Here is a 13,050-nt window from a genome sequence, read left to right on the forward strand (position 1 = left end):
AGCTGTCTGCCTGGGAGCAAGGTCGCAACTCGAGTCAAAAGGGAGTCGATTGGCAGTTTACTACCTCTGACGCCCGGATCAAATTAAAACGTCTTTATCCACAATTTAAAGACTGATGATGTACTAGACCATTTGATTTCTTTTGAATTATGGAATAAAAACATGAGAGATAAAATAGCCGTTCGATATGATGATGTGTATACGAACTTTTTATACGTAAATCATGAATTCAGACGAGATCGCCCAGTCGGTACAGTAGGCTCAACAAGAGCAACCTATGTCGATGTTAGTCAGATTAAAAACTACCCATACTTGCTGACAGGTGATGCGCGTAAGTGCGCAGTATGGCGTTGGTTTGAAAAACAGAATTTAATAGACACATGGGGGGATTACTCTCCATTTACTGTCCAGGAAATGCTTACATTATCTTCAGAACGACAAGAGTTTTTGGAAATATGCAGAAGATCTGAGCACTGTGGCTCACTGTTGAGAAAATTTGAAACAAATACGTATCGAGAAGATGTACCCGATTATGATCAAATTCAGCTGGCGAATTGTAATGGGGAACTCGTAGCAGAAGAAGGAAAGCATCGAACCTGCATTGTCAAAAGATTTAAAATTCCTAGTGTATACGCGTTAGTGTATGATGTTTCGGAAAAAGAGACTGGAAAGTTAGAAGATCCATTTAGTTTTGCATGGAGGGCACATAAGGAAACATCACAAATTATAAAAGGATACTATAAATCGTTTCAAGAAGCAGGATTGAACAAAGATCAGATAACATTTGTTTTAGAAAACGGACTTAGAGGATCAGAATTGTTCGATTATATCCAACATTGCACAAGGAAGAAAATCAGCTCGTGAGATTACCTTCAGTATAGACGTTGAGACAGATAGAGTGCGAATTCAGCTCAGATGCACACTTTATTTGTCTTTTGTTTTTTTATTACAAAGTCGGGGCTTCACTTCTTCAGTCAACATTTTTGAAAATGAGAGGAGAGTGGGAGATGCTAACCGTAGAGCAGTACATCACAAAAATGAAGAAGAAAGACAAGCTGAATGAATTTAATTTTAAAAACCATGCTGAGAATATGACAAACGTAATCAAGTACGTGATGGATTATTTTAATACTTATCTTGACCCGGAAGCCGTAGACTATGAGAAGATCAAAGTTGAACAGTCAGTATCAAAAATTGAACAGGAGATCGGCAATATTTTCCCCAAAAGTAAGGACTTTATTGTAGATTACTACAGACAAACAAAAAGCCGTATTGATAAGATGTATAGATCATGGTTTAACGAACTCAAATATGTCGATCTTTTTTACTGCAAAGAGGATTTAAATTATGCTGTAGATGAATTTTGCGATAGCAGAAAAATGAGGGAAACCGGCATTGAACAATATAAGGACAGACTCACAATCTTATGTGAAGAAATTAAAGAACAAGAAATTGTAAAGCCTTCAATCACTGGATTCAAATATTTGGATCATTCATTAATTGCTTGGGTTAAAGAAGTTTACCGTGAATATGGAGTTAATTTATTTCAGTTTGCTCAAAGTTACATTAGATCCTACTACGAGGAATATGTTGAACTTATTTACAATAGAGAACGGGAACAATTTTATTATATTAATCGATATAATCACAGATATAACAACAACCCTTTTGATATCGATGAAATGTATGAAGAGAATCGCCATAGACCATTCATTAATGGTCGAAAAGGCGAATTGGAAATGCTGGTTATGCATGTTTGGATTTTTGAGAATGTACACGATACCGAATACTGGCCTGAGTATATGAATTTATGTGTATCTACAGGTAGAGTTAGTATCGTTGGACCTGTCAACATTTTGATTCCCGCGAAAATTAAAGGCATGGAATATCCGAATGAAATACAAAGTTCTATTTCATTTATTGAAACGATGACAGGTTCGATTAAGGAACAACCGGAGGGAACATATATTTTACGTTTGCATTATGACAAGGATAATGATGCGTTCTGGAAGGACACGGCGAAGTTGAATCAGATTATTCAAAATCTTAGTGATACATTTGCAAAATACGGTGAACCGTTTGCTTTGGAACTGCTGCCTCCGCTGCGTGCACCAGAATATAATGAAGAAGAGTTTTTTACCCAATACCGTCTTATAGAAAAATCTATGAAAAAATATAGAGATATGAAAATTGTACTGGTAAACGGGCCTCACAGACATAGCTCCAAGCCCAAATACCTTATGCAAACTACAGAGGATATTGTTAAATTAAGAGGCATTGTCAAAGAGATGAAGTTTAAAATGAAGTTTGCAATCGACATTTCGAAGTTAATGAAAAATAAGACCTATCTAAATCAATTTGAAGATGACTTTAACCAGCTTGCCGAAATGCGGAATGCAATTGTTGGAATACATCTGTCTAAGTTATCGACCAGGTACACTTTTGCGAATTACCTATATAAAGGCGACAAAGTTTATTTGAATCAACACGATTATCCCCGGATTTCTGAGTTCATGGGCTGTATTTCTGCTTTATTAAACGATAACTTAAGTCGTTACTTTATACCTGATGGAATGAGCAGTACCCATGAACTTGAAGAACTAACGGATGACCTTCTTAGAGCTGGGTTCACGTTCTCTGCACAAGGGGGGTGAAGAGCTGTGTTTGGGGGAAGGCGACTAGAATTTGTTGATTATAACCATATATCAATTGAGCAATTGAAAGCGCTTAATGGAATGAATGTACTTACACCCGGATCTGAGAAAATTTTCTTAAAGTGGTGTGATGAAATTCGAGTGAATAAAAGGGTTTCTCAGTATCATCCACTTATTATCGATTATCAAGAAGAAATTACTTATAGAATGAAAAGGGACGAGGAACACAAGTTTAGAGATATACTTGAGCGTTCCATGATCAGTAAAACTGAATATCGCCGTAATAAAGCCGTTCTTCCGATAGCTGTATCCAATCAACAAGTTAATCGAGTATCCAGAATTATGAATATATTGATTCAGTCCATTCAGGAACTGGGCGGGGCAATTTCAGTTGATTCGAGAGAAGACGATAATGCAGCAATAAGATTATTCGATCAAAAGTTTTCATTACAAGTAAGGGAACTTATGGTGAAAAGGCGTTCGTTGTTGTCTGATGAATCGATCAGTGAAAGGTCATTAACAACATTCGGGCCAATGTACGAGAAACTTCCAAGTGGAAGACTTGAGTTTCAATTTCATGAAATGTTAGATTACAGAATGAAAAATAGAGTTTCAGAAACAAATACGTTCTCAGATTCTGTTGACGTGCCAATAGAGGAACAGATTGGGGAAATATTTAGGACATTATTAAAAATAAGTGGCGAGGCTCTAATAGCCAAATTCATTGCAGGTCAAGAAGATGAAATAAAGAGACAAGAACAACTGCGACTTCGTGAGGTCGAGACAGAAAAGAGAAAGAAACTTGAGAAGTTAGAAGAACAAGAACACCGAAAAAAACATCTGATGGGAAATATCGATACTCAAATGAGAAACTGGTATAGGTCACAAGAACTTCGAAAGTTTGCAGGTGAGTTGGAAGCATTCACCTCTACGCTAGATGATCCAATTAAGAAGGGGCAATTAACCACATATATTCAGCTAGTACGCCAACTTGCCCAAGAAAGCGATCCAGTTTTGGACATTCTTAATGAAATCAGGCTTATAGGAATGGAAAAACTCACATGAATGTAGCTTTGTGTCGCCGCGGCGCTTTTTCGTCAGGAAGTTAGCGAAAGTAAATGACAATGTCGACAATATTTCTTATCTAGGAGGATTAATAAAATGGAGTATGTACTTCGTGATACCGATATTTTCGATCCAACACTTGCTGAGAAATTCGATACAATCATCTTGAATGAAACACACCCATTCGAAGCGGAAAAAGTGTATAAGTTCATTGCGAGCTTTCATGTTGATCTTTTAAAGGATCTATCTGGTTTTGATAGATTTATTTTACCGCCTTCGGATAAAATAAATAAGCGCAAAAAGACCGACGAAAAGGATAAGATGTATGATGTATTAGGTTTTCAGTTAAAACAACTTGAAAGCATTTTACTGAAAAACAACATTGAATTTTACTCGTCAACTATTCAAGGAGATCAATTAGAGTTTACACATATTATAAAGATTGAAATGGTTGGGGATGAGTCAGAGGCTGTAACTACAACCAAAGGGAAGAAGCATCGACGGGGGAAAGTAAGTTCAGTCGTTCCAAGTAAGCCGTACACAGTAAATCTTGTGTCTAAATTAGCTTCAGAGCGGTTAAATGAACTATACAATAAGATCTTTAATGTTATAAGAAATAAAAGGATTATGTCCGAGATATTAGAGATTAATGAAACAGATGACGATAACTTATTATTTCAGGCATTTGTCAAAGAATACGGTGATTTGTGGCTGACTACGAAAGAAAGAGAGAAAGAATTATTTGATAAGCTTATAAGCAAAACCACTGAGGTTTTAGAAAAATATAAGGAAGAATGATTTTAGCAGCGGTAGGTTGGTGTTATTACAAAAGTGTAATGTCCGAAAGCTGACGTTGTTGACCGAAACGGATAAACTGTCCAACCAGAGCTGAGGAATAAGTCTCATGCCCCATTGAATAAAATAATTAGTACAAACAAACGTTCTCTGGCAACTTGTTGTCAGAGAACGTTTGTTATAATAGAGTTACACAATAACAGCTGCATAAAAACTGCTGAGGAAGATACGGAGATATTATCGGAGAGGACGGAAACCAATGAAAATTTTCCACACAGCTGATTGGCATCTTGGCAAGTTGGTTCAGGGTGTTTACATGACGGAGGATCAGCAATTTGTTCTTGAACAATTTATAAAGGATATTGAAGCGGATAGACCAGACGTCATCGTTATCGCAGGTGATTTATATGATCGTGCAGTTCCACCGACGGAAGCCGTTCAATTACTTGATAGCGTGCTAGAAACGATTATCCTCCAATTGAAAATCCCCGTATTAGCAGTTGCGGGTAATCACGATAGCCCCAGCCGGCTTGACTTTGGAAGCAGCATTATGAAAGCCTCAGGGTTACATATCGCGGGTGAACTTACATATCCTTTCGAACCTGTAGTGCTTTGCGACCAAGATGGGGAGGTTCATTTTCATCTCATCCCATACGCCGAGCCTGGAAAAGTTCGTTATTTGCTTGGGGATGAAGACATCAAAACTCATGATGATGCTATGAAGAAGATCGTTGAAACCATCAAAGCTAAAATGGACCTGAGTGCTCGTCACGTGTTCGTTGGCCACGCTTTTGTCACACCTAGTGGTGAAGCACAGAATAATACAAGCGACTCGGAACGGCCGTTGTCCATCGGTGGGGCCGAACATGTGAGTGCAAAGCATTTTGATGGCTTCAACTATACGGCACTAGGCCATCTTCATCAGGCGCATCACGTTGGGAACGAAACTATCCGATATGCCGGTTCGCCTCTGAAATATTCCATTTCGGAAGAACATCATAACAAAGGATATTTTATAGTTGAACTAGATCAACATGGAAACGTGACAATTGAGAAAAGATACCTCGCTCCACGACGTGATATGAGAACTGTAGAAGGCCTAATTGCAGATATTGAGAAGCACTCGATTAATTATGATTATGTTTTTGTTCGCTTGCTTGACGAGACTTTAGTACTATCTGCGATGGAACGGGTTAGATCCGTGTATCCAAATGCTATGCATGTAGAACGGAAAATGGCTATCCCTGGGCTCACAGGGGAAGTTTTAGCGATTGATGGAAGAGCAAAGATGGACGGACTTTCGCTGTTCAAAGCATTCTACAAAGAAGTGAGAGGAACAGAGCTCTCTCCAGAAACAGAACATTTGTTTATAGAAACGCTGCAGGAGATCTATAAGAAAGAGGGTGAGCGCAATGAAACCGTTGAAACTTACGATGACGGCGTTCGGGCCGTATAAGGATAAAGAAGTTATTGATTTTTCAGAGCTGAAAGGACATCGATTGTTTGTCGTATCGGGAAATACGGGGGCTGGGAAAACATCCATTTTTGACGCGATCTGTTTTGCTTTATATGGGGATGCGAGTGGAGAGGACAGAAATGACAATAAAATGCTCCGTAGTCATTTCGCTGATGACCAGGCGCACACTTCCGTTGATTTTGAATTTGAACTGAAAGACCGGACGTACCGCGTATTCCGGCAGCTGGCTCATGTTAAAGTAGGCAATAAAGGGGCAACGGGAGACCGATACGAATTGTACGAGATCGTTCGTGGGAAAGAGGTTCCGCTTACTGACCGCCTTATTGTATCACAGGTGGATGAGAAGATTCGTGAAATTATAGGACTCACGAAGGAACAATTCAGTCAAATCGTTATGCTGCCGCAGGGGGAGTTCCGTAAGCTGTTAACCTCGGAGACGGAGAACAAAGAGGAGATTTTGCGCCGTATCTTTAAGACCGGTTTGTACAAATATGTTGCCGATCATTTAAATGAGAAGCGGAAGGAAATGCAACTGCTCTGTACGGAACTGGGAAACATGCGTGAGTATCATATCAGCAATGTTAAGGGCTCTTTAGCAGTACGTGAGGGATCGGATCTGTATAACGTATTTTTTCAACAGCAGCATTATAATACATATCAAGTACTTGAAGCCTTAGATAAAGAGATCGAATATTACGCTGAACAAATGAAAGTTATGAAGCAGAAGCTGAAAGATGAAACAGCTAAGTACCAAGAACATACATCGGCATATCATCAAGCCCAAAACCTGAATGAACAATTCAATATTTTGGATCAAAAGCTCGCGGCAAAACAAAACCTTGTAGAGCAAGAACAAGATATTCAGGAAAAAACGGTGTTGCTTTCACTTGCCGAGCAAGCCGTCCATCTGCAAGTGTACGAAAAGCATAATTCAGAGTTCTCGGAAGAACTCGTCCGCAAAAGTAAGCTTCTCGAAGAAGCTTTGTCTGAAAACGTACACGCGGAGGCTACTTTTCAACTGGCCGCGTTGCAGTATAAGGAGGAAGAAGGCAAGGAAGAGGTAAGAGAGCAGGTTTTTCATGAGCTGGATCGACTTCAGGGATACCTGCCAACGGTAAAGGAAATCGATCAGAAGCAACAACGGGAAGTGCAGCTTGCGGCTGAAGTCGAAAAGTTGTCGAAACAATTGACGGATGCACAGAATCAATTGGATTCCTTACAATCCGAACGGTTAACGAATTTAGCTCAAATAAAGGAACTGGAAGAGAAAGTTGTTCTCTTGCCGGTTAAGACAGAGAAGCTTACTATTTTGAGACAGCAAGCTACAATCATACAAGAATACAATAACCTCGTTCAAAAATCTGAAAAGGAACAACAAGAGGAGCGAGAGAATCGAGCAGCATTTGAAAAAGCGGATCATGCTTATTCTATAGTAGAGGATCGCTGGACTGAAGGTCAGGCAGGATTACTTGCAAGTCATCTTCATGACGGTGAGTCTTGCCCGGTTTGTGGAAGCCTTGACCATCCTAAGAAGGCAGCTGTGGCCGGAGATATCCCGACCAAAGAAGAGTTGGAGCGGCTTCGCAAGGAGAAATCCGCAACTGAAAAAAAGCATCTCGAAGCGATAGCGAAACTCGCAGCCACTGGGCAGCTGATTCAAGAGAAACAGCAACAATTGCTTGAACAGGGTTTTAGCTTAGAAGGGATTCAGGGTGTTTTTAAAGAGCTGGTGAAAGAAGGAAAAGCACTGGCTGAAGAGGAGAAGTGGTTGAAGGAAGATCATGCGAAGCTTGCCCTGCTGAGACTTGGGTTGGAAACACTGGAGAACAGGTTGGATGAATTGCGCAAGCATAAGGAGCATATTCTGAATTTGTGCAATGAGAAGAAGACTGCATATGCCACGGAGAAGGCACTATATGATCAATCGTTAGCTGCTTTACCTGAAGATGTGCGAAGTCTTGAGCAGCTAGAACTGCGTATCCGGGAAACGGAAGATATTAAGAAACAGCTGGAGTCCGCATGGAAGGCAGCACAACTGCGATATCAAGAGGCGAACGATCGGAACATCAAGGCGGCAGCAAACCGCAGTAATGCAGAGAGTTTAAATAACGAGGCTATTGCTAATAAAGATAAAGCTCATCAAAGCTACATGAATGCTTTGGAGCAAGCAGGATTCGAGACGGAAGAAGCTTACAAAGCGGCGAAAATGACAGATGTGGCTCGTGAAGAATTGAAGCAACAGATTGAAACATATAAGACAGCAATGCTATCTTTAACAAAGCAAATCGAGGAACTGTCCTCATCGTTAGCAGGCAAAGAACGTCATGATCTTGATGCATTACAACAGTGGCTGCAGGAGTTGGAAAAATATATTGATTCTATTCGCAGCGGGTATATACATACCGAGAACAACTACGACAAGGGTAGAGACTACAAGGCCAATATCATAGAGGCTGAGAGCAATTGGCAAGATGCTGAACGCGAACACCAACTTGTCAAAGATTTGTATGATGTTGTTCGCGGAGAAAATGGGAAGAAGATATCCTTTGAACGGTATCTACAGATTGAATTTTTGGAAAAGATTATTCAAAATGCAAACCAGAGATTACAACGGATGTCAGGTGGTCAATTCTATCTGGTTCGCAGCGACCGTATGGAGAAACGTGGCAAGCAGAGCGGCCTAGGATTTGATGTGTATGATAATTACACAGGCCAAATGAGAGATGTGAAAACATTATCTGGCGGGGAAAAATTTAATGCCTCATTATGTTTAGCGCTTGGGATGGCCGATGTTATTCAGTCCTATGAAGGCGGCATATCTCTGGAAACCATGTTTATAGACGAGGGCTTCGGCTCTCTCGATGAAGAGTCATTAAACAAAGCAATTGATACCTTGATCGATTTACAGCAATCCGGGCGTATGATCGGCGTCATTTCCCATGTTCAGGAGCTAAAACAAGCCATACCTGCCATCCTGGAAGTGAAGAAAACGAGAGAGGGATATAGTTACACCAACTTTTGTGTAAGCTAGTATTATCAATCTTGTCCTAAATTGGCTTCCTCAGCATAAATATGTTGTAAAGAGGAGCGTGAACAATATGGACAAGAAAGTAAAACAATATTATCAACTGAAGCAAAAACAAAAAGAAATAGAGCAAGAGTTATCGGAATTACGCAGCGACATCATGAATCATTGTACAGAACAAGGCGTGTCTGAGCTTGAGGTAGGAAGTTACAAGGTAAAGATCGTACTTCAAGAGCGGAAGGAGTACGACGATAACAAGCTATACGAAGCACTGCCTGACCCCGGAGTTTGGCGTATGCTCTCGAAAGCGGATTCCTCCAAGATTGCAAGCCTGATCAAGCTAAATGTTATTACTGAAGAGAAGATTAAAGATACGTATTCGATTAAGAACGTAACGTTACTACAAGTGGATAAGAAATGAAGCTAGTTCTCACACCTCGCCCTTTACGGCGGGGTTATTTTTATTTAGAGCAGGATATTTGCCATAATACGGATAGGAGTTTCCATTAATTTGTCGAAATATTATTCATGCGAACAAACGTTCAGTGGCAGGGTGCTGACATGTTGGTGTGATTTAATAAACATATAATGCAATTTCTAGGTACGATGAAACGTTCGGTGCAAAAATCGTTTATGTGATTTGGTTTCGTTACTATAACTCTAGCAAAAGGATGATACTTTTTGAAAGACCTTATAGAATTATTTATCGAAAATAATAGAAATAAAACTATCTCGACAGATGATATTGAATCTTATTTGGTACGAAATCATAAATTGCGTTATGAAAGAGACGGCGGATTTTCATCCTTTGTGAAATCGATTGAGGCTCTCTGCAATGATGGAGTGATATCACCGGTTACCTCTAGAGGGAAAATCGGCACGAAACTGTACAATGCCTATCGAAAAATTGAAAAAGCTACTGATCCAGTAGATGAAGCATATATTCGAAAGTTGCTCAATGGGTATCATCCTAAAATAGCATTATTATCTTATGTAAGAGATTACGAAGGATTCATTAAAGATAAACCGTATCTGGATGAAATAAATAATTTCCTACAGATAGGTGATACGGAAGTAATTTCAATTAACGAACGATCTTTCGAACTTTTTTATGATGAAAAGTGGTTAGACCAAAACAGGGGAGTTCTCCAGAGAATTAGCATAACTTTAGATGATTTATATTGTTATCCTACTTATGAGCCGTTTTTTGAATACCGTCGCTCTAGCCGCGGCGAATCATCTTACCACATTTTGATTATAGAAAATAAAGACACATATTATACGCTCAAACGACTTTTTATTGAAGGAGCCTATATTTTTGGCGAGGTACCATTCTCCATGCTCATTTATGGGGAGGGTGATAAGATCCTGAGCAGTTTCTCTTATATTAACGAGATAGAAGAGCTTAGAGATATTGATTATCGAGTCTATTACTTCGGGGATATTGATCCTAAGGGGATGAGTATTTTTTCATCTTTAAAGAAAGCCATAGACGTTCAACCTTTCTTGCCATTCTACATTGCTTTGTTAAGTAAATATGAGTTTAGGGAGCCACCGCGGCGTAAAAAGGAACAGGTCAAAACTAAACCATCATCTTATGCGACCTTTCTTGAATGTTTTGACGAATCCACGAGAGAAAGTTTTATCTCGATCATTGAACAAAAGAACGGATATCTTCCTCAAGAAGGGTTGAATCGTAAAGATTTCATAAGGCTAAGTCATTCCCAAGGAGACGTATAAATGGATAGTTACGACAATATATTTCTTGGTTTCCGGGAACGTATGAAGAATCTAGGTGTGTTTTCACCAATTCTCTATATGAGAGATAAGAATCGTTTCCGTGAATTGCCTCTAGTGTCGTTGTCAATTGCGATTATGCTATTCACTTTAGAAAATATGCTGATGAACCGACCTACGACTACCGAAGGTTTGCACCGATTTCTGAAAAGTACTCTGTCAGAACGCTGCGGCATTCAAATGAATAATGAAGAGATCGAAGAGCTGCGGGAAGTGCTCGTTGATGAATTTCTCCGAAATTTTGGTCGTAATCATGAATTTGAATATTTCGATTTGGAACAGAAGAGCAAGGAAATTATATCATTCCGGTTATTTGAGTACGATGAGGACATGGATATAGACATGCTTAAAGAGCGAAAAATCAGTCTGCGTTTATCTACCGAGGGTATTGAAATGCTCTTTAAAACAAAAGAAATGTATGGTGAGCTCCAAATTTCTATTGCTCAGTTGTATTTCAAACAACAAATGCAAAAGGGACTTTTTCATGAGGCACTAAATGCAATTAATGACATTACAATAGCAATTAAAAAAGAACGCTCTGCTTTACGAGATTTACAGGGTGAAATTGTGAAGGATGCCATTTCGGTTTCAAAAAAGGAATTACTCAAAAAACAACTTGAGAGTGTTCATGATAAACTTACGCGGGAACGAGAAGTTTTTAATAGTTTGAAAAATTTAGTGGATGAAAAAATTAATAGCTATCATATGGGTGAGCTTACAGCAAAAGAAATTAAGGGTATCGAGCTTGTCATGCAAATCCAGCGAAAACTGGCAAGTGTGATCGCCGTCCATGAGTCTTTATTTACAGATAAGCAGAAGCTACAGATGGTCATGACTCATTCCATGGAATCTCTAATCCTCAACGCTTTTTCAGTAAAGTTGAATTTTGAACGTGAAATATTGAGTGAGATTAACACAAGGCCTGTAAGTCTGGATACATTGAAAATCATATTAAATCCCTTATTACCACTTCGTAGAAAATCAATTTTCAATCCTCTTGAAGCATTTCAACCGCAGCGGCGAATTATTCGCAAGCAAGAACAAGATGTAGAAGTTCATGAAGTCAGTGATGAGGAGATGCTAATAATTGAAAAAGCAGAAGAAATGCAGCGGATTCAAAAAGAAGCAAAGACGGTTGAATACCTTCGAATTTTGGGAAAGCCGATTCTTACGGAAAGTAGCGTTACAATTTCTGAAATCCTTACAAATGTTAAAATTGAGAACGTAGACTTGTACGATGAACTAACAAACTCGATGCATTTTTACTCCTTCCTTGTTGACCTGCATCAAAGCGACTATACGTCATTCCAACGAATTGAACATGAGATTATTCCTCATTTACCAGAGATCCCTAGATGCTTGGCGCGTGCTGTTGAGGTATATCCGGAGCTTGAAACAATAGGTTATTTTTCTTTCGAGCCGAATGGGAAAATCATTAGTCTCCAGAACGGCTTTGTTCTATCCGATTTTGCAATACGAAAGGGGAATTTATATGGGAACACCCAAGGATGACTTTGCAGATGCATTCTCTGTCTTTATTGCACTCCAAAAAGAAGGACGCATAACCAAAGACAATGAGGAAATCTATAGTACCTTTAGGCGCTTTGAGGTGCAAGAAATGATCCGTGATGTTATTGAGCCGAATGCACAAGTGAAAATTTTTGAATATGAAGATAACGGTGTTATATATATGGTTCCTACCCTGGAAAATCGAGTGCTTTCTTACACGAATGAAGAACTTCGTAAGGAAATGGGGCTGAAAAATAATGAGCACCTCTACTTGGCTTATTTCTGTATGCTGGTTTTGTTGTCTAAATTTTTCAATAGTATGGATCAGACAGTATCGACGCGGCAATACGTGCGAATTGAGGAAATACTAGAGACGGTAGATAAGAGTATGGAGTATTTCAAGTCACTGGATGAAGATGACTTAACGTCCATTGCAGAGGATCTAGAACTGGACCTAAAAGGTATTATGAATTCATGGGATTCTGTGCCTGAATTTAATGAAACGGTAAAAAACCTAAAAAAATCAAAGTATGATAAGCATCATTTTGGATTTTTAAATAAAGTGTTGGTGTTTTTAGAGAAGGAAGAGCTTGCCGTAGTCATGGAAGGTAAAGAAGTCAGGATTACAGAAAAACTGAATCACGTTGTTATTAAATATTATTTTAATACTGGCCGAAAAGAAAGAATCATGCGTTTTATTACAAATGCTCAGAAGGGGAGAAGTTAAT

The 13,050-nt window shown here is 39.1% G+C and carries 10 protein-coding genes; all 10 read left to right on the plus strand.

The genetic code is table 11. The features are described from left to right. Positions 1-162 precede the first annotated feature (162 nt). Positions 163-864 (plus strand): hypothetical protein, encoded by a 702-nt coding sequence (locus AC3G2T_RS14795; protein WP_488435952.1) that lies wholly within the window; start codon positions 163-165, stop codon positions 862-864. A 143-nt stretch (positions 865-1,007) separates the two neighbouring features. Further along, the gene (locus tag AC3G2T_RS14800) at positions 1,008-2,654 is read left to right on the plus strand and encodes a hypothetical protein (RefSeq protein WP_488435953.1); all 1,647 of its coding nucleotides are present in this window, start codon (positions 1,008-1,010) and stop codon (positions 2,652-2,654) included. A gap of 6 nt (positions 2,655-2,660) precedes the next feature. Next, complete coding sequence (locus tag AC3G2T_RS14805; RefSeq protein WP_488435954.1) at positions 2,661-3,719, plus strand: hypothetical protein; 1,059 nt, start codon at positions 2,661-2,663, stop codon at positions 3,717-3,719. Positions 3,720-3,815: 96 nt separating this feature from the next. Continuing rightward, a complete protein-coding gene (locus AC3G2T_RS14810; protein ID WP_488435955.1) occupies positions 3,816-4,517 on the plus strand; it encodes a hypothetical protein in 702 nt (233 codons plus the stop codon). A gap of 256 nt (positions 4,518-4,773) precedes the next feature. Then, positions 4,774-5,970: an exonuclease SbcCD subunit D gene (locus AC3G2T_RS14815; protein ID WP_488435956.1), complete on the plus strand. Its 1,197-nt coding sequence runs from the start codon at positions 4,774-4,776 to the stop codon at positions 5,968-5,970. Continuing rightward, entirely contained in the window at positions 5,927-9,022 is a 3,096-nt protein-coding gene (locus AC3G2T_RS14820; protein WP_488435957.1) for an AAA family ATPase, read from the plus strand. Before AC3G2T_RS14815 ends, AC3G2T_RS14820 begins: the two co-directional genes overlap by 44 nt. A gap of 67 nt (positions 9,023-9,089) precedes the next feature. Next, a complete protein-coding gene (locus AC3G2T_RS14825) occupies positions 9,090-9,437 on the plus strand; it encodes a hypothetical protein (protein ID WP_488435958.1) in 348 nt (115 codons plus the stop codon). Between the two features lie 260 nt (positions 9,438-9,697). Further along, positions 9,698-10,756 carry a Wadjet anti-phage system protein JetD domain-containing protein gene (locus AC3G2T_RS14830; RefSeq protein ID WP_488435959.1) on the plus strand — a complete coding sequence of 353 codons (1,059 nt, stop codon included), beginning with the start codon at positions 9,698-9,700 and terminating at the stop codon, positions 10,754-10,756. Continuing rightward, the gene (locus AC3G2T_RS14835; protein ID WP_254366342.1) at positions 10,757-12,325 is read left to right on the plus strand and encodes a hypothetical protein; all 1,569 of its coding nucleotides are present in this window, start codon (positions 10,757-10,759) and stop codon (positions 12,323-12,325) included. Further along, on the plus strand, positions 12,306-13,049 hold the full coding sequence (locus AC3G2T_RS14840) for a DUF6063 family protein (protein ID WP_488435960.1): 744 nt from the start codon (positions 12,306-12,308) through the stop codon (positions 13,047-13,049). Before AC3G2T_RS14835 ends, AC3G2T_RS14840 begins: the two co-directional genes overlap by 20 nt. Position 13,050: the final 1 nt, after the last annotated feature.

The sequence above is a fragment of the Paenibacillus sp. sgz302191 genome, from assembly GCF_057749925.1.

Bases quoted from the DNA above. Each gene is read 5' to 3' on its own strand.
- AC3G2T_RS14795 (WP_488435952.1), top strand. From the start codon at position 163: ATGAGAGATAAAATAGCCGTTCGATATGATGATGTGTATACGAACTTT.
- AC3G2T_RS14800 (WP_488435953.1), top strand. From the start codon at position 1,008: ATGCTAACCGTAGAGCAGTACATCACAAAAATGAAGAAGAAAGACAAG.
- AC3G2T_RS14810 (WP_488435955.1), top strand. From the start codon at position 3,816: ATGGAGTATGTACTTCGTGATACCGATATTTTCGATCCAACACTTGCT.
- AC3G2T_RS14815 (WP_488435956.1), top strand. From the start codon at position 4,774: ATGAAAATTTTCCACACAGCTGATTGGCATCTTGGCAAGTTGGTTCAG.
- AC3G2T_RS14820 (WP_488435957.1), top strand. From the start codon at position 5,927: ATGAAACCGTTGAAACTTACGATGACGGCGTTCGGGCCGTATAAGGAT.
- AC3G2T_RS14825 (WP_488435958.1), top strand. From the start codon at position 9,090: ATGGACAAGAAAGTAAAACAATATTATCAACTGAAGCAAAAACAAAAA.
- AC3G2T_RS14835 (WP_254366342.1), top strand. From the start codon at position 10,757: ATGGATAGTTACGACAATATATTTCTTGGTTTCCGGGAACGTATGAAG.
- AC3G2T_RS14840 (WP_488435960.1), top strand. From the start codon at position 12,306: ATGGGAACACCCAAGGATGACTTTGCAGATGCATTCTCTGTCTTTATT.